The organism is Novosphingobium sp. (assembly GCF_032093395.1).
Taxonomy (GTDB): Bacteria; Pseudomonadota; Alphaproteobacteria; order Sphingomonadales; family Sphingomonadaceae; genus Novosphingobium.
In genome coordinates, this window is sequence record NZ_DAMDBA010000026.1 from 1 (window position 1) to 21,153 (window position 21,153).

The 21,153-nt window shown below is 64.2% G+C and carries 12 protein-coding genes; 5 read left to right on the forward strand and 7 right to left on the reverse strand.

Translation table 11 applies throughout. The annotated features are described in order from the left end of the window. The 4 genes from RT424_RS10905 to RT424_RS10920 all read right to left on the reverse strand — a co-directional run. A partial coding sequence (locus tag RT424_RS10905; RefSeq protein ID WP_313437629.1) for a tetratricopeptide repeat protein occupies positions 1–1,419 on the reverse strand: 1,419 nt, incomplete at its 3' end. An 11-nt stretch (positions 1,420–1,430) separates the two neighbouring features. Beyond that, positions 1,431–2,651 carry an aspartyl/asparaginyl beta-hydroxylase domain-containing protein gene (locus RT424_RS10910; protein WP_313437632.1) on the reverse strand — a complete coding sequence of 407 codons (1,221 nt, stop codon included), beginning with the start codon at positions 2,649–2,651 and terminating at the stop codon, positions 1,431–1,433. Positions 2,652–2,698: 47 nt separating this feature from the next. After that, positions 2,699–4,753: a sulfotransferase gene (locus RT424_RS10915; RefSeq protein WP_313437634.1), complete on the reverse strand. Its 2,055-nt coding sequence runs from the start codon at positions 4,751–4,753 to the stop codon at positions 2,699–2,701. A 117-nt stretch (positions 4,754–4,870) separates the two neighbouring features. Further along, on the reverse strand, positions 4,871–7,894 hold the full coding sequence (locus RT424_RS10920) for a TonB-dependent receptor domain-containing protein (RefSeq protein WP_313437637.1): 3,024 nt from the start codon (positions 7,892–7,894) through the stop codon (positions 4,871–4,873). 295 nt (positions 7,895–8,189) lie between these two features. Between RT424_RS10920 and RT424_RS10925 the strand changes: the two genes are divergently transcribed. Together RT424_RS10925 and RT424_RS10930 are read left to right on the forward strand one after the other, a co-directional pair. Beyond that, on the forward strand, positions 8,190–8,858 hold the full coding sequence (locus RT424_RS10925) for a hypothetical protein (RefSeq protein WP_313437640.1): 669 nt from the start codon (positions 8,190–8,192) through the stop codon (positions 8,856–8,858). 405 nt (positions 8,859–9,263) lie between these two features. Further along, positions 9,264–12,110, forward strand: a complete 2,847-nt coding sequence (locus tag RT424_RS10930; RefSeq protein WP_313437642.1) for a TonB-dependent receptor plug domain-containing protein — start codon at positions 9,264–9,266, stop codon at positions 12,108–12,110. 116 nt (positions 12,111–12,226) lie between these two features. Here the strand turns inward: RT424_RS10930 and clpB are convergent, their stop codons facing one another. Next, entirely contained in the window at positions 12,227–14,806 is a 2,580-nt protein-coding gene (gene clpB, locus RT424_RS10935; protein ID WP_313437644.1) for an ATP-dependent chaperone ClpB, read from the reverse strand. A gap of 350 nt (positions 14,807–15,156) precedes the next feature. Between clpB and RT424_RS10940 the strand changes: the two genes are divergently transcribed. The 3 genes from RT424_RS10940 (at position 15,157) to RT424_RS10950 (ending at position 19,043) form a co-directional block, all read left to right on the forward strand. Continuing rightward, a complete protein-coding gene (locus RT424_RS10940) occupies positions 15,157–15,612 on the forward strand; it encodes a nuclear transport factor 2 family protein (RefSeq protein WP_313437647.1) in 456 nt (151 codons plus the stop codon). Between the two features lie 199 nt (positions 15,613–15,811). Then, positions 15,812–18,712: a pitrilysin family protein gene (locus tag RT424_RS10945; protein WP_313437650.1), complete on the forward strand. Its 2,901-nt coding sequence runs from the start codon at positions 15,812–15,814 to the stop codon at positions 18,710–18,712. Positions 18,713–18,740: 28 nt separating this feature from the next. Next, positions 18,741–19,043, forward strand: a complete 303-nt coding sequence (locus tag RT424_RS10950) for a hypothetical protein (protein WP_313437652.1) — start codon at positions 18,741–18,743, stop codon at positions 19,041–19,043. A 75-nt stretch (positions 19,044–19,118) separates the two neighbouring features. On the opposite strand, the gene gatB is transcribed toward RT424_RS10950, so the two are convergent. Together gatB and RT424_RS10960 are read right to left on the reverse strand one after the other, a co-directional pair. After that, positions 19,119–20,615, reverse strand: a complete 1,497-nt coding sequence (gene gatB / locus RT424_RS10955; RefSeq protein ID WP_313437655.1) for an Asp-tRNA(Asn)/Glu-tRNA(Gln) amidotransferase subunit GatB — start codon at positions 20,613–20,615, stop codon at positions 19,119–19,121. Between the two features lies 1 nt (position 20,616). Continuing rightward, positions 20,617–21,153 (reverse strand): amidase family protein (locus RT424_RS10960; protein ID WP_313437658.1); only part of this gene is annotated, 537 nt, incomplete at its 5' end.

Consider the following 21,153-nt stretch of genomic DNA (forward strand, 5'->3'; position numbering starts at 1 on the left):
CCACGAGGGAAACAGCACGAGGCGGGCCGGGCGAGGCTCCACCGACAGGCGCGGCGCGAGATCGCCCAGACCTGCCGGTGCGCCGCCCAGGTCCAGCCATCCCTCGCCGGGCGAAAGTCCCTCGGGAACAGCCAGATAGAGCGCGGAACTGATCCAGCCCTGCGGATGGTGATGCGCGGCGTGGAAGCCCGCGCCGGCCAGTCGCACCGACCAGCTTCCCGCGAACCTCGGCCGTTCGGCACGGCGAAGGCCCAGCATCGGATGCGTCGGATCCTGCTGTGTTGGATCCGGCTGGGGCAACCCGGCTGCGAAGCCGGCCACTTCGCGGCGCAGTACCTCGCGAACCGCCGCGATCTCCGGTTCGCAACGGCCCAGCAGAGCGCCATCGGTCTGCGTTCCGCCCCGCACAGACTGGTCCAGAAACCGCCCCGACTGTGCATGGAGATCGCGCAACAATGGGACAAGCTCGGTCAATCCGATCTCCGCCGGATCGAGGTCGATCACCTGCACCAGACCGTCCTGGCCATCGAGCCATTCTGCTCGCGGATCGCCTCCGAGCCGCCAGGCCAGGGCGGCATAAGGCCAGATCGCTTCCGCACCGGCCGCCGCCAGCCAGGGCTCGATCTCGGCGATCGCCCTGGCCACCTCGCCGATGCGCAGGAGATGGCGAACGCGCCATATTGCGTGCGCCTGGTCTTTGGCGGCGCCGAGCCGATCGAAAGCGACAGCGGCTTCCTCCAGCCGCCCCAGTTCATCCAGCGCGGCGGCGCGGGAAAGCAGGAAGGAATGCTGCGGCCCGTGCGCGGCGATGGCGCGATCGACCACCATCAACGCTTCCGCGTAGCGTTCGCCTGACAGCAACAGTTCGATCGCGAGCATCCGCAAGGCCTCGCTCTGCGGAAAGCGCTGCAAGGCCGCCTCTATGCTGGCAAGGGCGCGTTGCGGCTGGCCGGTCATCACGGCAAGCTGGGCGAACTGACGATGGCCCTCCATCCAGCCGGGGTTGGCGCCGAGCATTGCCTCCACTTCCCCCAGCCCCCGCGCACCTTCGCCCTCGGCAAGGCGTGCAGAGGCGAGGCCGAGGCGGATTTCGCCCTTCGCCGGGGCGAGCCGGATGGCCTGTTCGAACAGCCGGGCCGATGGCCTGCCGGCTTCCAGCGAGACATGCGCGAGGGCGTGGACCACCCCGGCATCGTCCGGTGCCAGGCGCATGGCGGCCTCCAGCGCGGCAATGGCGCCCTCGCGCCGGTCGAGCGCGCGGCGCAGCATCGCCGTCCAGTGCAGCAGGACGACGTTGGCCGGACCGTGCGCCGTCTGGCGCGCCAGCCAGGCCGTCAGCCGCGCTTCGGCCTGTTCTTCCTCGCCCCGAGACAATGCCTGCTCGGCCATTTCCGCCAAAGCTTGCCGTTCATCGCTCACCATCACCCCTCTCACAGGCCGCCTGCGCCCTGCCCTGCACCGTGCCCCGCAGCGGCGATGGTCGCGGCAACGGCCGCGCGTTCGCTTGCGGTCAGACCGGGATGCCAGACATCGAAAATGAACACGACGCGCAGCAGGTCCGTGGGGTTCATCGCTTCATGCTCGATGGTATCGTCAAAAGCGAAAGCCTCGCCCTCTCGCCATTCGCGCGTCTCCGCGCCGACGCGGAACCAGCATCCCGGCGGCACTGCAAGAGGCAGATGGCAGACCAGCCGCGTGTTATCGACACCGACATGCGGGGGAATCGCAGTATGCGGTGCCAGAAGCGAGAACATCGCATTGGGCGAAGCGCCCGGCACGCGCGGCTGCGGCAGGCGCGAGAGGATCTCCATCGTGCGCGGCGCCTGCGCGGCATTGGCGGCGACTTCGATCCCCTGCTTCAGCAGGTGTAGGGCGCTCCAGTCGCGGCTCCTGTTGAGCGGCCGCCATTGCGCGAGGTTTTCGCGATCCGCGTACTGGATATAGGGCTCCAGTTCCGCGCGTTCCGACTGGACGAGCGCCAGCATCTCTGCACGGATGTCCTCGAAGCCGGCTTCCACTTCGGCCAGCCAGGGCGTTGCATGGCGCGGATGGAATTCGCGCTCGACCAGGCCCGGATAATGGAAATGCGTGGGTTCGCTGTGGTAGACCCGTGTCTTGCGCAGGATATTGTCGCGGAAGCGGGCCAATCGCCAAGCATGGTCGGCATCACGCTCGACCGGGCTGTCCGGAAGCCGTTCTACCGCGCCTGCCGCCTCGTTATCGCCGGCACGGACCGCCGCTTGCGCGACCTGTTCCAGCCGCTGTTCCTGCCGACCCAGCCAAGCGGCATGGAACGCCCGCCCCGCCGAAACCGCCGCTTCCAACGGCGGCGGCAGAGGGCCTTGAGGGGTCTGCGCCAAAGCCTCTCCCCAGGCCGCTCCAGCCCCGGCATCACCGCTTCTTTCCAGCAGACCCGCGCGCATGACCAGCGCCATGAAGTCCAGCGGCGCCAGTTCCAGGGCGCGGTGCACCGCCGCCAACGCCTGCTGCGGTTGCCGCAAGGCACGGCGCAGGCCCGCGAGCTTGAGCCATTGGGCCACGCCGGCGGCGCCATCCAGGCCAGGCCCAACCTCCGGTCCTGTCGCTCCCAGCAGCGCCTCCAGCGCCTGCGCCGCGCCGGCCAGATTTCCGGCCGCCGTCAGCCGGTCCACTTCAACGAACGTTGAAATCCCTGAATTCATGGCCCCCCCGAGCGCTATCAGACCGGATCGACCACGACGCCCGGCGCGCCATCCCATGCCGGAACCCTGTCGTCGTCGAGAGAATAGCCGAACCGGTCTACCCAGGGCCGCAGGATATCCAACACCGGTTCAAGATGCTTCTCGTAGCGGCGCCAGCGCCCCGCAGACCGGGTATAGACCGCCTCGGTAACCTGGGCGTAGCTGGCCGTCCGCACCACGCCCCGCGCCCGGGCTGCCTCGCGATGGTCGAACGCGCCGCCGTTCCACGGCAGGCCGAGCCAGTCGAACAGAGGCGCCAGTTCCCGCGACTGGTCCGCCACCAGACGTTCGTAAACAACGGTGCGAACGGGAAGATCGAACACTTCCTTCGCCTGCTCCCAGTAGGAGAACGTCAAGTCGTAGAACCGGGCCGCCGTTTCCAGGTCCAGGAAGTTGCTCATGGCGTTGTTGGGGCGAAAATTGGTGATGAAGCAGCTCAGGACGACATCGCAGGGATGCCGCAACGCCAGCACGAACTTGGCCTCGGGAAACAGCCGGCGGATGACCGGAACCTTGTTGAGATGCAACGGATGCTTGTCGATTACCGTTGTCCCCGAACCGAGCCCGCCATGCTTCGAAACTTTCTCGAAGTACCGCGCGCGTGCTGCGGCCAAAGCCTTCGCGTCCAGGTCTGATAGAGCCTTGACCCCGCCCAGTTCCGCCTCGATCTCCCCAAGGAAGGGTTCTTCCTCAAGTACCAGCGTGTTGGGGGCGGTCATCAGCATCGTATCCAGGAGCGTCGTCCCCGAGCGCGGAAAACCGAGCAGAATGACCGGAGCAGCCCGATCTTCCGGCGGGCTGTCGGTCCAGCCGGCCAGCCATTGCGGTGTAACAAGCGCCTTGTCCCTGGCGAGATCGGCACGAAAACGCTCCGCCCGCTCGCCGGGACGCGACGGCTCATTCAGATGGCTGGCGTTCATTTCCGCGAACTCACCGAAAGCCTCGTCGTAACGGGCCATGCGATCGAGCATGATGCCGCGCAGCTGATGACGGCGGTTAACGAGGACGACCTCACCGGCGCGCTCCAGCGCGGCGAAAGCCTCCTCAAACGCATTGGCGCGCTTGAAACGCAAGGCATCGACATAAGCGATCGATGCCGCGTCGGTGCCGTTGGCCACGGCACGCTCACGCAGGGGTTCAAGCTCCGCCTCGCGATTGCTGCGCTCGTAGACCGCAGCAAGCCCGACGAAGGAAGGGCCAAGCGCAGGCTCGATCGCCAATGCTGCCTCGAACCGGCTTTCGGCAATGTCATAGTCGTTCCGGCGCGCGGCCTCCTGGCCGTAATCCGACTGCAATCCCCCATTTTCAGGCGCACGGCGCGCAGCCTCCGCGATCGCCTCGTACTGGCGATCGTCCATGCCGTTTTCGCCGTAGAACGTCGCCAGCGTCCGCATGGGAACATGGTCGTCAGGGTAATCGCGAGCAGCCTCGCGCAGGATACGCTCGCCTTCCTCAACACGCGCCGCTTTCAGCAACGCGGTGCCGAGATTGACGCGGATCGGCGGCGAATCCGGCATAAGCTTCATCGCCCGCTGCAAAAGTTCCACGCCCTCGGCGCGCTTTCCCGCCTCGCTCAGGAGATTGCCCAGGTTATTGAGAACCGACCAGTCGTCCGGCTGCTGCGCCAACACATGCCGGTAGAGACTGGAAGCCAGTTCGACATCGCCAACCTCTTGGGCAAGGTGGGCTCCCAGACGCGCCAGTCTCAGGCTCGGCTCCGCAAAAGCCGAAGCCTCGTCGCAAAGCGCCAGCGCCTGCTCGGCACGCCCGGTATGAAAGTAGGATTCGGCCAGATTGGTGCGCACCACCAGATCCTGCGGCCGCAAGGCGTGGGCGCGCTCCAGATAAACCGCGGCTTCCGCGAACCTTCCGCGATGAACCTCCACCGCCCCCCCCAATGCGGCAAGAACGGGATCCTCGGGATCGGCTGCAACGGCTTCGGCGACCGCCGACGACGCTTCATCGAGCCGCCCCCTCCGCGCGAGACCGGCTATGCGGCGAAGCTCGTCCGAAGGCGTAGCAGTGCTGGTCATGCGAGATAGGTTCCGGAACTCATGGCGAACTTACCTTGCAGGGCAAGAGCGCCGAATGCAAAGGCGGCGGCCTTCCCGGGAAGGCCGCCGCCGAAGACTAACCGTTCGTGAAAGCGATTAGAAGTTCATCGTGATGCCGGTGAACACATAGCGACCCAGCGCGTCGTACGTGCCCGGATAGACGTTGCCGTTACAGAACACCGAGGCGCAAGCGGCCTGGGTGACCAGCGGCGGATCCTTGTCCAGCAGATTGGTCGCGCCGAGGCGCCACGTCAGGTTCTTGCCAAGGTCGGCGGTGAGCGTCAGGTCGAAATAGTCCTGGCTGCCGATCTTGTCGTCCAGCGTGTTCGTCCGACCGGCGAGCGAGCTCGACGGGTTGAGGAACTCGACGGTGGCCGACGAGAGGTGACGCCACTGCACCGAAAGGCCGACACCGTTGGTCATCGTGTAGGTCACGCGGGCCTTATGACGCCACTTGGGACGGGGCACGCCGCAGGTGGGGCCATAGTATCCGGCGCAGTTGTACTGCTCGGTCAGGCCGTTATCGACGACGTAGTTGTTCAGCCAGGTTCCAACGAAGTTAAGCGACACGCGGCCAGCATTGCCCACCTCGGTCGAATAGTTGCCGTTGAACTCGAAGCCACGCGTCTTCACGCCGCCGACGTTCTGGTTGGTATCGATGACATAGCCATCGGGGCTCAGCCACAGCGAACCGGCGGGGTTGCGATTGACGAGATCGCAGGCGTCGGAGACACCGTCGCCGCAAGCGGCGAGGATGGCGTCAGCACCGAACTGGCGGATGGCGTTCTTCACCTTGATGTCGAACCAGTCGACGCTGGCGGTCAGGCCCGGAATCCAGCGCGGCTGAAGAACGACGCCGACGGTCTTGGTGGTCGACTTCTCCGGGGTAAGGTTCGGATTACCGCCGATCAGGCCATTGTACTGCGAAGCGGGGTTGAGCGGCGTGCCGGCAACCAGGCCCTGTGCAGCGCAAGCGGGCGAAATCGTGTCCTCGCCGGCGCAAGGATCGGTCGTGCCATCGAGCGCGACGATCTGCGGAGCGAACAGTTCCTGGATGTTCGGCACGCGAACGGCGCGGTTATAGCCGCCACGAATGCGGATGTCCGAGATCGGCGCGAGATCAAGACCCAGCTTGAAGGTGTCGGTGTTGAAGGTGCGGCCGTTCGAAACCTTGTAGTGCGAATAGCGATAGCCGCCATTGAACGACAGGTTCTGGACGAAACCGTCCTGGATCAGCGGAATGTCGATTTCGCCGAACAGTTCGGTGACCTTGTAGTTGCCCGAGGTCGAAACCGTCGGAGCGCCCTGGCCGGTGAGGTCGCCGGTGGTGAAGGCGTAGTCGGTCTTCAGATCCAGCGCATCACGGCGATATTCGGCGCCAAGTGCGATGTTGATGCCGTCTTCCGCAAGCGGCGACTTGATACCGTATTCGCCGAGCAGGCCGGTGAAGCTGGCGCTCGCCACCTGCTGCGAGGTGTTGCCCTTCATGAAGCCGGTCGAGGTGAGGTAATCCAGCGCACCCTGCGAAATCGGCGCCCCGCTGAACACGTCATAAGGCACGCAGCGCGTGTCCTGACCCGTCACGGCGACGCGGCAAGCCGGACCGTTGGCGGTTGAAACCACGTCCAGCGCATTGGCAAGGCGCGAAGCCGAGAACTCGTTGGTGTAGACCTGCGAGTAGTTGGTGCGGCCGTACTGATAGTAGGCGTCATAGGACCAGGCGTTGCCCAGTTCGCCGCGCGAACCGATGATGGTGCGGAACGCGGTGTGCTGGAGATCGCTCTGACGCGCACCGCCTTCCACGTTGCGGCGAAGCAGCTGGAAGAACGCCTTATTGTAGTTTGCGCCCGTGGTCGGGTCGATGAAGTTGATCGGCGCCGCGCCCTGATTCGGGTTGAAGGCTGCGCCTGCGGCCAGCGGGAAATTGCCGAGGAAGCCGTTAATCAGGTTCGACGCGTTACAGATTTCGCCGCGCTGCTGAGCCGACAGAAGCGGATTGTCGCAATTGATCGTCAGCGTGTTGCCGAAGTTACCCGAGGGCGCGATCTGCGCGACCGTGCGGTCATCCATGAACATGAATTCCATGTACGGATGGATGGCCTTGTTGATCTCGTAGTCTGCGAAGACGCCGGCCGTGTAGCGCTCGTCGGGGCGCTGGTAGTAGTTCACGGGCGCGAAGTTGTAGATGTTGCGTCCGCCAGGGGTGATCGTGCCTGCGCCCAGTGCACCCGTCGTAGAAGCGTCGGCACCTGCCGGGAAGTAATAGCCATTGCCTGGAGCAGCCGTACCCGAACCGCCGCAGTTGAAGGTGCTGCCGGAAGCTGCAATGGCGCACGACGAATAGTCGCGACGGCCCTGGAGCAGCGGATCGGCGCGGCGATAGCCGACATAGGCGGTGGCGTGGCCGCGGCCGTCATCGAAGCTGGTGCCGAATGCCGCGGTCAAGTCGTACTGACCGCCGCCGACCGAGTTGCCGCGCGGATAATCGTAATCCGGGTTGCCGGCGTTCTTGTCGAGCGCCGAGCGGATGAACTCGTTGTTGTTGTTGTGCATGTAGACGCCGTAGTTGGCGTCGATCTTGAAGCCTTCGAATTCGGTGTCCATCACGAAGTTGACGACACCGGCCACGGCGTCGGCGCCGTAGGTGGCCGAAGCGCCGCCCGTCAGCACGTCCACCCGCTTCACCAGCGCAGCCGGGATGAAGTTAAGGTCGGCAGCCGAAGTCGTGGTGTTCGGATCGCCGGTCATCAGGCGGCGGCCGTTGATCAGCACCAGCGTGCGCGACGGACCGAGGCCGCGAAGGTCGACGTTGGCCGTACCCGTTGCGCCGTTGGCGAGGTTGGAGCTTTGCGAAGCAAGAACCTGCGGCAGCGAGTTCAGCAGGTCTTCCGTGCGGGTGGTACCCTGAAGCTGGATGTCCTGCGACGAAACGGTGGTGATCGGCGCGATCGACGTCTGGTTCGGCGCGACGATGCGGCTGCCGGTTACGACGATGGCTTCGCCGGTCGAGCTGTCGTCAGCCGTAGCGTCCTGCGCATAAGCGCCGCTGCTGAACATTGCGAAGCCCAGCACCAAAGGTGCCGCACCTGCCTTCAACGCGGTGAGAGTTTGTTTGTTCACTGGTATGTCCCTTTTTCTAAGGCGCAGTGTAAACCCTGCGCCTTGGATACTCCGGCCCGCGACCCTCCCCTGTAAGGATATTTCGCGAGATGGAAGATACGCTTTCATCTCGCAAAGACGGACTTGCTCAAAGGGCTTTGATTAGTGCCACGCAACATTCGCGAAACCTTGTGACAAATCCGCAACAAATAAGGAATATCGAAGATGGCCCGATAACGGGCGACACTGACTCGCTTCGGAAATTGCCATTCCGTATCGTAACATTTACGCAACATCATGTCGGAAATTTATCGATTTGAGCAAGAAAGTCGTCAAAGTGTTAGCGGGTTGCGAAGTAGAGCTTGAACCAAGCCTCTTGCTCCGACCTCTATCGGCTCGCTACCAATTCGAAACTGTCACCAACGGAACTGAGAGGGAAAAGGCATTGAAAAAGGCCAATCTGTCTGTAGCGACAATGCTTTTGCTAATGTCCCAAACGGCCCTCGCCTCTGACGCAAAAAGCACAAGCGAGGATCAGCCCATTGCCTTTCAGCAGCTCGTAGCATGTCTGGGCATTCAGGAGCCGGCGGCCCGCCTTGCGTGCTACGATGAGCAGGTCGCTGCCTTCAAGCAAGCTACCAGCAAAAGAGAAATCGTCATTGCCGACAAGAAAGCGGTGGAAGCCGCACAGCGCGGCCTCTTCGGATTTGCAACGCCGGTGGCAAGGTTGCTGGGGTTCGGCGGAAATGACGAAGCCGCTCAGGAGCTCGACAAGATCACCACGACGGTCACCGGTGTAAATCGGAACGCGTCAGGCTGGCTGCTTGAGTTCGAGAACGGAAGCACCTGGGAGCAAAACGACACCCGCGACTTCGTATTGTCACCCAAGCTCGGGAACGAAGCCGAGATTACTCGTGGACTGCTGGGAACCTTCACCGTTTCGGTTCGGGGACAACGCCCGATTAAGATGCGCCGGATCAAATGACGTGACTGCCGCGCCCGCCCTTCCCCAACCCTCAGCAAGGCGGAACAATTTCCCCGGTAACAAAAATGCCGAGACCAAGGGCGTACACGACATATTTGGAAATATGAGCGACCACGCCGCTATCACATTGTGATAATATGGCTACAATTGCTTACAATGCAGCATCGGGAAGTGGCCAGAAATGCAGGATTTTTCTGTGGCATATTAGACACATCCCGAATTTCAATTAATCCCTTAGGGGTCTTTACGATTGAAAGCTGGCGCCTTGGGCGCAAGAAATCCCCTTATGGCTTTCGCGTGCCTTTGCGCACAAAGATTGCCGCCTCCGTGCGCTCGGCGGGTCTGGTCACGCTTCCAGCCGTGCGCACGAAGCAACAAGGGACACAAAACTTGAAGAATCACCTTATGAAGTCCGCCCTTCAGGGCGCGACGAGCCTCACGGCGTTTGCGCTGCTGTGCGGCCCTGCTTACGCACAGGAAGCTCCCGAAGACGCCGAAGCCGGCCAGGCTATCGTCGTTACGGGTTCGCGCATTGCTCGCCCCGATGTCGATTCGCCGGTTCCGGTCGCCTATTTCGGCTCGCAGGACCTTCAGCGCGATGCCGCCGCGAACGTCATGGATTCGCTGTCGGAACTGCCGCAGGTCGGCATCGGCAACAGCCGCACCAACTCGAACTTCCTGACCTCCGGCACGGGCATTTCGACCATCAACCTGCGCAACCTGGGGAACAGCCGCACGCTGACCCTGGTCAACGGTCGTCGTTTCGTCAGCGGCTTTGCGGGTGATTCCGCGGTAGACGTCAACAACATCCCGACGGACTTCATCGAGCGCGTCGACGTCGTCACCGGTGGCCAGTCGGCCGTTTACGGTTCGGATGCGATCGCCGGCGTCGTGAACTTCGTCCTTAAGGACAACTTCGAAGGCATCCGCGCCCGCGCGCAGTACAACCTGACCGGCCGTGGCGACAATCCGCGCTTCTTCGCCAGCGTCACCGCCGGCACCAAGTTCGGCGCCGACGATCGCGGCTCGATCATGCTCAACTATTCGTACGACAAGGACAAGGGTCTGAACTCGCGCGACCGCGCGATCTCTGCCCAGGATTGTAATGGCCTGATCTGCGGTCCGGCTGCGTACAGCGTGTTCTCGCCCCAGGGCCAGTTCTACCTGACCAACGGCGACACCCTCGGCAGCGTCTACTCGTTCGACACCGACAACAACCTGATCACCGGCCAGGGCCCGGGCTTCAACCGCAACGGCGTGCGCCGCATCGCCACCCCGGTTGAGCGTCACCTCGTCAGCGCGATCGCCAAGTACGACATCACCGACAGCATTCAGCTCTACGGTGAAGGTACTTATGCCAAGGTCCGTTCGAACGCCTCGCTGGAAGCGAGCGCCATCGGCCTGTCCAACTCCAGCAGCGCGCTGGCCAATCCCGACGCACCGGGCATCGGCATCGACAACCCGTTCATTCCCACGGCGCTGGCCTCCATCATCGCTGCGCGCAACAGCGATGCCGATCCGACGAACGACGTTACCTCGATCAGCGCACGTCGCCGCTTCAACGAAGTGTTCGACCGTTCGAACCGCGCTTCGCGTGACACCTGGCGTGCTGTCGTCGGCGTTCGCGGCGACATCACCGACAAGTGGAACTTCGACGTCAGCTACGTCTACGGCCACGTGACGGACAGCAACTCGAGCGAAGACGTCGACGTTCGCCGCCTGGCTAACGCTCTCGACGCAACGACCATCAACGGCGAGATCGTCTGCCGCAGCGCTGCCGCGCGTCTTGACGGTTGCGTGCCGATCAACCTGTTCGGCTACAACACCGCCAGCCCCGAAGCCTCGTCCTATGTTCAGGCCGTGGTCCCCAAGTCGGAAGTCATCAAGAACACCCAGCATGTTCTGACCGGCTCGGTTTCCGGTTCGTTCGCGGCTCTGCCCGCCGGCGACATCGGCGTGGCCTTCGGTGGCGAATACCGCAAGGAAAGCGTCACCGACGACCTCGATATCCTGACCAACACCGGCGGCAACTCGGGCAACCTGATCCCCGACTTCAGCGGCAAGTTCGACGTTTGGGAAGTGTTCGGCGAAGTCAACGTTCCGCTGCTCGCCAACATGAACTTCGTGAACTACCTGGGCCTCATGGGCCAGGCACGTTACTCGAAGTATTCCACTGTCGGCAGCGTCTTCAGCTGGAACGCCGGCGCCGAATACTCGCCGGTCGAAGGCGTCCGCTTCCGCGGTGTCTACGCAAGGGCGAACCGCGCTCCGAACAACTCGGAACTGTTCTCGCCTGCCAGCGAAACCTTCGCTTCGGTCACCGACCCCTGCGACGGCGCAACTGCAACGAACGACCTGAACGGCTTCGGCAACGCCTGCCGTGCCATCCCGGCCGTGGCGGCTGCCATCGCCAACTCCGGTACGTTCGAGTACACCCTGGCCGATCTCCAGGGCATCAACGGCTTCGTGGGCGGCAACACCAACCTGCAGGAAGAAACGGCTGAGACCATCACCCTGGGTGCCGTGTTCACCCCGCGTGCAGTCCCCGGCCTCAGCGTGACGGTCGACTACTTCAACATCAAGCTGAAGGACGCGATTGCCACCACCGGCCGCAACACCTCGATCGAGCAGTGCCTGCTGACCGACCTCGACGTGTTCTGCGACAACGTGATCCGCAATCCGAACAACGGCTTCGTGACCACCGTCAATGACCAGCTGATCAACGTCGCCGAGCGCAAGACCTCGGGCATCGACCTTGGCGTTCGCTACAGCACCGGTCTCGGCCTGCTCGAGAACGACACGCTCGCCGTTCAGGCGAACTATACGTACCTCATCAACTTCGACATCCAGTCGAACCCTGCGGCCGAAGTTGAGCACTACGACGGCACTGTCGGCTTCTCGAAGCACCGCGCTTCGGGTCGCTTCATCTACGGCTTCAACGATATCTCGCTGAGCTGGCAGGTGAACTACATGAGCGGCGCGAAGGCGGACGAAAACTTCACCAACGCGAACCCCGCCATCGTGGCTCTGAACGACGTCAAGTCGTACATGTATCACGACGTGCAGGCCCGCTTCGACGTCATGGACAAGAAGGCTGCCTTCTACGTCGGCGTCGACAACCTGTTCGACAAGAAGCCGCCCTACCTTCCGGGTGCGCAGTTCGCCGTGTCGCCGACCGGCGCGGAAACCGCAGCGGACGTCTACGATCCGTTCGGCCGTCGCTTCTACGTGGGCTTCCAGTTCAACTTCTGATCTGGACGAGACTGCAAAAAAGGCGGGCGGGACCATCGGTCCCGCCCGTTTTTATTTGGCTGATGCAATCATTTTGAAGTTTCAGGCATCTTGAAGTTTCAGGCTTACGCCCGCATTCACTCCACCGTAATCGCCAGCGCCCCGTCGCCATCGTCGATCCGGAGATGCGAACCATCAGGCACTTCGCCCGCCAGCAGCTTTTCGGCGAGCGGATCCTGTAGATACCGCTGCACCGCGCGCTTCAGCGGACGCGCGCCGTAGACCGGATCGTAACCCACCCTGCCCAGCCAGCGCTTGGCGGCCTCGGTGAGGTCCAGCACGATCTTGCGGTCCTTGAGCAGCTTCTGCACGCGCGCCACCTGGATATCGACGATCGGGCCCATGTGCTCCTGCCCCAGGCGATGGAACAGCACGATCTCGTCGAGGCGGTTGAGGAACTCGGGCCGGAAATGCCCGCGCACCACCTCCATCACCTGCGGCTCCACGGAATCCACGTCCTGCCCTTCGTCAAGCTGGGTCAGGTACTGGCTGCCGAGGTTGCTGGTGAGGATGATGAGGGTATTGGTGAAGTCCACCACCCGGCCCTGCCCATCGGTCAGGCGGCCATCGTCGAGCACCTGCAGCAGCACGTTGAACACGTCCGGATGCGCCTTCTCGACCTCGTCGAACAGCACGACCTGATAGGGGCGGCGCCGCACGGCTTCGGTGAGCACGCCGCCCTCGTCGTAACCGACATAGCCTGGAGGCGCGCCGATCAGGCGGGATACCGCATGCTTCTCCATGAACTCGCTCATGTCGATGCGCACCATCGCGCTGTCGTCGTCGAACAGGAAACCGGCCAGCGCCTTGGTCAGTTCGGTCTTGCCGACGCCCGTGGGGCCGAGGAACAGGAACGAGCCGAGCGGCCGGTTCGGGTCCTGAAGCCCGGCGCGGGCACGGCGCACCGCCTTGGACACCGCCGAAACCGCATCCTTCTGCCCGATCACCCGCGCGCCGATCATCTCCTCCATCTTGAGGAGCTTCTCGCGCTCGCCTTCCAGCATCTTGTCCACCGGCACCCCGGTCCAGCGGCTGACGACACCGGCGATGTCATCCTCGGTCACTTCCTCGCGCAGGAGCGCATTGCCGGCCTGGGCCTGCGCTTCGGTCAGCTTGCGCTCCAGCGAGGGGATCGTGCCGTAGGACAGTTCGCCCGCCTTGGCGAGATCGCCGAGCCGCTGGGCCTGATCGAGTTCGCTGCGCGCGGCATCGAGTTGCTCCTTGATCCTGCCCTCGGCGGCGATCTTGTCGCGCTCGTTCTGCCAGCGGGTGGTCAGTTCACTCGACTGCTGCTCCAGATTGGCCAGTTCCTCACGCAAGCTGACGAGACGGTCCCTGGAAGCCTCGTCGGTTTCCTTGGCAAGGGCCATTTCCTCGATCTTGAGCTGGATGATCCGGCGATCGAGCTTCTCGATCTCCTCGGGCTTGCTTTCCACTTCCATGCGGATGCGGCTGGCGGCCTCGTCCATGAGGTCGATCGCCTTGTCCGGCAGGAAGCGGTTGGTGATGTAGCGGTTGGAGAGCGTCGCCGCCGCCACCAGCGCCGCATCAGTGATGCGCACGCCGTGGTGCAGCTCATACTTTTCCTTGAGCCCGCGCAGGATCGAGATCGTGTCCTCCACGGTCGGCTCGCCCACGAAGACGGGCTGGAAACGGCGTTGCAGGGCCGCGTCCTTCTCGACGTATTTCTGGTATTCGTCCAGCGTGGTCGCGCCGATGCAGTGCAGTTCGCCGCGCGCAAGAGCGGGCTTGAGCAGGTTGCCTGCGTCCATCGAGCCCTCGGACGCGCCCGCGCCGATCAGCGTGTGCATCTCGTCGATGAACAGAATGATCTGTCCGTCCGCGCCCTTCACTTCGTCGAGCACGGCTTTCAGTCGCTCCTCGAACTCGCCGCGATACTTGGCGCCCGCGATCAGCGCGCCCATGTCGAGCGCCATGAGGCTGCGGTCCTTGAGACTGTCGGGCACGTCGCCGTTGGCGATGCGCAAGGCCAGCCCTTCGGCAATGGCGGTCTTGCCGACGCCGGGATCGCCGATGAGGACGGGGTTGTTCTTGGTCCGGCGGGCGAGGATCTGCACGGTGCGGCGAATCTCCTCGTCGCGGCCTATGACGGGATCGAGCTTGCCATCACGCGCGGCCTGGGTGAGGTCGCGCGCATATTTCTTCATCGCGTCGTAGGCGTTCTCGGCCGAGGCGCTGTCGGCATTGCGGCCACCGCGCAACTCGGAAATCGCCGCTTCCAACCCTTGCGGCGTGAGATTCGCGGCCCTGAGCGCCTGCCCGGCCGAGGTCGTGGTGGCGAGCGCCAGCGCAAGCAACATGCGCTCCACGGTGACGAAGCTGTCGCCGGATTTCGCGGCAAGCTGCTCGGCCTGGTCGAGCACGCGCACGGAATCGTTGTCCAGCCCCGGCGCCCCCTGTGCGCCGCTGCCCGAAACGGTGGGGATCTTGCCCAGGGTCTTGTCGACTTCCTGCACGGCGAAAGCGGGATTGCCGCCCGCGCGCTGGATCAGGCCGGCCGCCATGCCTTCGCCGTCTTCAAGCAGGGCCTTGAGGATATGATCGGGGCTGATCCGCTGGTGATTCATGCGGATCGCAACGGTCTGCGCCGCCTGAAGGAACCCCTTGGCCCGGTCGGTGAACTTTTCGAGATTCATGGTATGAATTGCCTCCTGATCTCGACCATATAGTGTTGCATAATTGCAACACAAGATAAGCTGCAACATTTTTTGCTGGCGGCCTGACGCCGGCACGCAAATGGCAAGAAACCGTGGATTCTCAAGAGCCGCAAGCCAGTGGCACCAAGATGGGTTTCGCCTCGCCGAATTCCAGCCCTCGATCGAAGCAAGAGACTCCGTGATTTCCCGGAGAAGACCCTCCGCCAAAACGCCGGGGCGGTGAAAGCAGGCTTGCGGCGGCATTCGCTTGGCGGGCGAGGCAGGCTTGCCTAGCCTTCGACCACGAACCCGGAAAGCAATGGCCGAGAAGCAATAGAAAGAGGCATCACGTGGCGAAATTCACTCCCCAGCAGGCAGCAGACGTGCTCGCGATCAAGCAGGTCGTCTACGAATGGGGCGACGAACTGGACATTCACAACGGCTTGCAGATGCGGCAAACGGATGTCCTGGCGGATGACGTCTCCTACAACGTGGGCGGCGAATGGCGCGAAGGGCTGGCCGCGGTGGAGGCCTTCTACAACGGCCGCGCCGAAGCCATGCGCGCAGGCGCCGGGCTGATGACCATGCGACACATCATCACGTCCCTGCGGGTGTCGTTCGACGATGCCGATCATGCGAAAGTCGGCTACTTGCTGGTGTTCTTCGCCGCCCTTGGGGACGGCCCCTTCGACAAGTATTGCGATCCGCTGGCCGTGGCCGACGTGAAGATGGAATGCCGCCGCGACGCCGATGGCGAATGGCGCATCTCCCGCTTCGATTCCGGGCAGATCTTCAAGCGGGGGTAGAGTGTGGCGGGGGTAGCGAAGTCGTCGTCCCGGACTTGATCCGGGACCGCTGGCCGTGCCGAGCCAACTCTCGGCAGGGCGCCCTGACAAAAGCTCGCGCCTGAAGATTTGCCAGCGGTCCCGGATCAAGTCCGGGACGACGTAATGCTGCCAACCTTTGCCGCTGGCCCTTGCCGAACAACGTGCTAGACCTTCGGCCATGCGACTTGCTTCTCGTTCCAGCGCCCTTGCGCTCGCCACCGCTCTGCTCCTCTCCGCCTGCGCCGGCGCTCCGACGGCGAACCTCGCCTCGGCACCGAACGCGCCTGCCCCGCAGGAGGCTCCGAGCCCGGCCTCACCCGCCGAACTCGTAGCCAAGGTGGACATTCCTTATGAAAAGTTCGTGCTGGCCAATGGCCTCACCACGATCGTCCACACCGATCGCAAGGCCCCGATCGTCGGCGTGACCGCCTACTACAAGGTCGGCTCGAAGAACGAGCCGCGCGGCAAGACCGGTTTCGCGCACCTTTACGAGCACCTGTTCTTCGGCGGCTCGGCCAATGTGCCGGACTTCGACATCCCCCTGGAGGCTGCCGGGTCCACCCCCACCAACGGCTCCACCTGGTACGACCGCACCAACTACGTAGAAACCGTGCCCACCGGCGCGCTCGACGTGGCGCTGTTCATGGAGAGCGACCGCATGGGCCACCTGCTGCCCGCGGTGACGCAGGACAAGCTCGACAAGCAGCGGGGCGTCGTCCAGAACGAGAAGCGTCAGGGCGACAACCAGCCCTACGGCCTCTTCGAATACGCGCAGAGCGAAGGCCTGCTGCCCGTCGGCCACCCCTATCGCCATTCCACGATCGGCTCCATGGCCGATCTCGACGCCGCCACCCTCACCGATGTGCGCCAATGGTTCACCGACCATTACGGCCCGAACAATGTCGTGCTCGTGCTCTCCGGCGATATCGACGCCGCCACGGCGCGCAGCAAAGTGGAGAAGTGGTTCGGCCAGATTCCGCGCGGACCGGACATCAAGCCCGTCGCCGCCGAGCCGGTCACCCTCGCAGCCCCCGTCACGCGCGAAATCGCGGACCAGGTGCCCGTCCTGCGCCTTACCCGCAACTGGACCGCGCCCGGCCTCAATGATGCCGATACCCCCGCGCTCCAGATCGGCATGCACATCCTGGGCGGCCTTGCCAGCTCCCGGCTGGACAACGAACTGGTGCGCGGCCAGCAGCTCGCCGTCGCGGTGACGGCATCCGCGCAAGTGTTCCAGCAGCTCGGCATGTTGAACATGGCCATGGACGTGAAACCCGGCGTGGATCGCACGCAGGCCAATGCCGCGTTCGACAAGGTGCTGGCGGACTACTTGCGAGACGGCCCCACCGAGGACGAAGTGCGCCGCGCCGTGGTCAGCACGCTTTCCGGCGAGATCGGCGGGCTCGAACGCGTCGGCGGCTTCAGCGGCAAGGGCGCGACCCTGGCCGAAGGGCAGGTCTATTCGGACGATCCGGCCAAGTACAAGGAAAACCTGGCCAGGATGGCCGCACTCACCCCGGCCGAGATCAAGGCGGCGTTGAACAAGTGGCTCTCCCGCCCCGTCTATGCGCTGGACGTCGTTCCCGGCGCGCGCAAGGAGAGCGGAGACGCCATGGGCGGCTGGGGCGACGAGGCCCAGCATCCGGCGCCCCGTCCGGATCCCAAGACCAGGGCCCCTGCCCTCGCCGCCGGTCCCAAACGCGAAATGCCCCCGCTCGGCCAGATCGGCGCGCTGACCTTCCCGGCGATCGAGCGCGCCACTCTGTCAAACGGCATTCCGGTAGCACTCGCCCGCCGCAGCGCGGTGCCGAAACTCGTGCTCTCGCTGGATTTCGATGCCGGCTATGCTGCCGACGCGCTCGACACGCCGGGCACGCAGGGCCTGATGCTGGCGATGCTCGACCAGGGCACCTCGAAGCTTGACGCCACGCAAATCGCGGAGGCGCAGGAGCGGCTCGGCGCCAGCATCTCCATCGATGGCTCGCTAGACACCAGCAGCGTGACGCTTTCGGCGCTCTCGGCAAACCTCGCCCCCTCGCTGGACCTCATGGCCCAGATCGTCCGGGATCCGGCCTTCGCGCCTTCGGAAGTGGCGCGCGTAAAGGCGCAGACGGAGGCCGAACTGGCGCAGGCACTCTCGACGCCCAGCGCACTGGCCGCCCGTTCATTGGGCGCCGAACTGTTCGGCTCGCACCCTTACGCGCAGCCGGGCGACGGCCTTGGCAACGCCGCCTCGCTGGGCGCGCTCACACCGGACCAGCTCCGCGCCGCGCATGACAAGTGGCTCCGCCCCGACCTCGCGCGGATCACCGTGGTGGGCGACGTAACCATGGCCGAACTCAAGCCCATGCTGGAACGCGCCTTCGGCCAGTGGCAGGCGCCCGCCTCGCCCCGGCCGGCAAAGCCGATCGACGCGCCGGTCGCCGCCGCCCAGGGCAGCCGCATCGTCCTGATCGATCGCCCCAACTCGCCGCAGTCCGTCATCGTGGCCGGGCGCGTTCTGCCGATGACCGGCAGGACGCCGGATACCGAGGCGGTGCAACTCGCCAACGATGTGATCGGCGGCGGCTTCCTCTCGCGCCTCAACAAGGACCTGCGTGAGGAAAAGGGCTGGAGCTACGGCGTGCACAGCGGCGTGGCACAGCCGGTCGGCCCGCGCTCGGTGCAGGTTGCGGCTCCGGTCCAGTCCGACAAGACGGGCGAGGCGATCAAGGCCATCATCGCCGACATGGGCGCTTTCCCCGCCCGCAAGCCGGTGACGACGGAAGAACTCCAGCGCGTGACCGAAGGTGCGATCAGGCAGCTTCCCAACCAGTTCGAAACCGGCGCCGCCGTGCAGGCCGCAATCCGCAAGAACGACCGCCTCGGCCGTCCAGAAGATTACTACGTCACGCTTGCCGCCAAGTACCGCGCGATCGACGCCAAGGCGATCGGCGCTGCCGCCACGCAATATCTCCAGCCCCAGGGGCTGACTTTCGTGGTGGTGGGAGACCGCAAGGTGGTGGAGCCGCAACTCAAGAGCCTGGGCCTGCCCGTCGAAGTGCGAAGCGCACCGGCGGCGTCCCAGGGTCAGGAATAAGGCCAGGGCCAGGAATAAGGAGAGAAGAATGTCGCTGCTCGGCGGAACCTACGAATGTTCGACCAAGACCCCGCTGGGTCACCAGAAGGGCACGCTGACGATCGTGCCCGAAGGTGACACTTTCACCGGCCAGATCACCGGCGATCTCGGCACGATGGAACTTCGCGACGGCCGCATCAGCGGCAACCAGTTGAGCTGGAAGATGAAGATGACCTCGCCGATGGCCATCGACCTCGACTGCAAGGCAGCCGTCGAAGGCACGGAGCTTACCGGCACGATCAAGGCAGGGTTTTTCGGCACGATGACGCTGACCGGAACCAAGACTTCGTAAGCGCGCGCAGCTTACGAAAAAGCCCCGGAAAGCACTGCGCTTTCCGGGGCTTTTTTCTGGAGGAGTGTGGCGGGATCAGCCCAGCTTGGCCTTCAGAATCTCGTTCACCACCTGCGGGTTGCCCTTGCCAGCCATGGCCTTCATCGTCTGGCCGACGAAGAAGCCGAACAGGGCGACCTTGCCCTCGCGGTACTGGGCGACCTTGTCGGCGTTGGCGGCGAGGATCTCGTCCACCTTGGCCTCGATGGCACCGGTGTCCGATTCCTGCTTCAGCCCTTCGCGCTCGACGATGACGCCGGCATTGTCGCCGGTCTCGAACATCGTTTCCAGCACCTGCTTGGCGATCGAGCCGGAGATCGTGCCCTTGCCCACCAGCGCCAGCAGTTCCGCCGCTTGCTCATGGCTTACGGGGGAATCTTCAAGGCTCTTGCCCTGCTTGTTGAGCGCGCCGAAGAATTCGGAGATCAGCCAGTTGGCCGCCTGCTTGGCCACTTCGGCAGGCTGCTTGCCCTGTGCCGAAGCGGTTTCAGCCAGCAGCGCCTCGAACCATCCGAACGTATCGACATCGGCGGTCAGCACGGCGGCGTTATAGGCCGAAAGGCCCAGCTCGCCTTCGTAGCGGGCCCGCTTGGCGTCCGGCAGCTCGGGCAGGCTCGCGCGGCATTCCTCGAGGAAGGCATCGTCGAGTTCGAGCGGCAGCAGGTCAGGGTCGGGGAAGTAGCGATAGTCGTGCGCGTCTTCCTTCGAACGCATCGAGCGCGTCGAACCGCTGGTGGGATCGAACAGGCGGGTTTCCTGCACGATCTTGCCGCCCGCTTCCAGCACATCGACCTGACGGCTCGCCTCATGCTCGATCGCCTGCATGACGAAGCGCACGGAGTTGACGTTCTTGGTCTCGGTACGGGTGCCGAGTTCGTCGCCGGGCTTACGCACCGAGACATTGACGTCGGCACGCATCGAACCCTGGTCCATGTTGCCGTCGCACGAGCCGACATAGCGCAGGATCGTGCGCAGTTTCGACAGGTAGGCGCCGGCCTCGGCAGGCGAAGCCATGTCCGGACGGCTGACGATTTCCATCAGCGCCACGCCGGAGCGGTTGAGATCGACATAGGACATCGTCGGGTGCTGGTCGTGCATCAGCTTGCCCGCGTCCTGCTCGACGTGGATGCGCTCGATGCCGATCACCTTGTCGGCCGGGATGCCCGCCTTCTCGTCCGCCTCGATGGTCAGCGAGCCTTCGCCCACGATCGGGTGGTAGAGCTGGCTGATCTGGTAGCCCTGCGGAAGATCTGCGTAGAAGTAGTTCTTGCGGTCGAAGCGCGACCACTTGTTGATCTGCGCCTCGATCGCCATGCCGGTGCGCACGGCCTGACGGATGCATTCGCGGTTCGGAACCGGCAGCATGCCCGGCATCGCCGCGTCGATCAGCGAGACCTGCGAATTCGGCTCCGCGCCGAATGCCGTCGCCGAGCCCGAGAACAGCTTGGAGTTCGAGGTGACCTGCGCGTGGACTTCGAGGCCAATCACGACCTCCCAGTCACCGGTGGCGCCCTGGATGCGATACGTGCTCATATTACCACCACTTCTCCGGCTTGGCCGAGAACTGCGCGCGCTGTTCGAGCGCGAGACCAGCGTTCAGCACGCCCTGTTCGTCGAAAGCCTTGCCGATGACCTGAAGACCGAGCGGCAGACCCTCACGGTTCAGCCCGGCCGGGACCGACATCGCCGGAAGACCCGCGAGCGAGGCCGGCACCGCGAAGACGTCGTTGAGGTACATCTTCAGCGGATCGTCGACGTTCTCGCCAAGGCCGAAGGCGGCCGAGGGCGCGGTCGGCGCGAGGATCACGTCGCACTGCTCGAAGGCCTTGGCGAAGTCCTGCGCGATCAGCGCGCGGACCTTCTGGGCCTGCGTGTAGTAGGCATCGTAGAAGCCGGCCGAGAGCACGTAAGTGCCGATCAGGATGCGGCGCTTGACCTCGGGGCCGAAACCGGCGGCGCGGGTGGCGGCGTACATGTCCTGAAGGTTCGCGCCGTCCGGCAGATCGCGCAGGCCGTAGCGCACACCGTCATAGCGCGCGAGGTTGGACGAGGCTTCGGCAGGCGCGATGAT

Bases quoted from the DNA above. Each gene is read 5' to 3' on its own strand.
- gatB (WP_313437655.1), bottom strand. From the start codon at position 20,615: ATGAGCACGTATCGCATCCAGGGCGCCACCGGTGACTGGGAGGTCGTG.
- RT424_RS10945 (WP_313437650.1), top strand. From the start codon at position 15,812: ATGCGACTTGCTTCTCGTTCCAGCGCCCTTGCGCTCGCCACCGCTCTG.
- RT424_RS10950 (WP_313437652.1), top strand. From the start codon at position 18,741: ATGTCGCTGCTCGGCGGAACCTACGAATGTTCGACCAAGACCCCGCTG.
- RT424_RS10915 (WP_313437634.1), bottom strand. From the start codon at position 4,753: ATGACCAGCACTGCTACGCCTTCGGACGAGCTTCGCCGCATAGCCGGT.
- RT424_RS10930 (WP_313437642.1), top strand. From the start codon at position 9,264: ATGAAGTCCGCCCTTCAGGGCGCGACGAGCCTCACGGCGTTTGCGCTG.
- clpB (WP_313437644.1), bottom strand. From the start codon at position 14,806: ATGAATCTCGAAAAGTTCACCGACCGGGCCAAGGGGTTCCTTCAGGCG.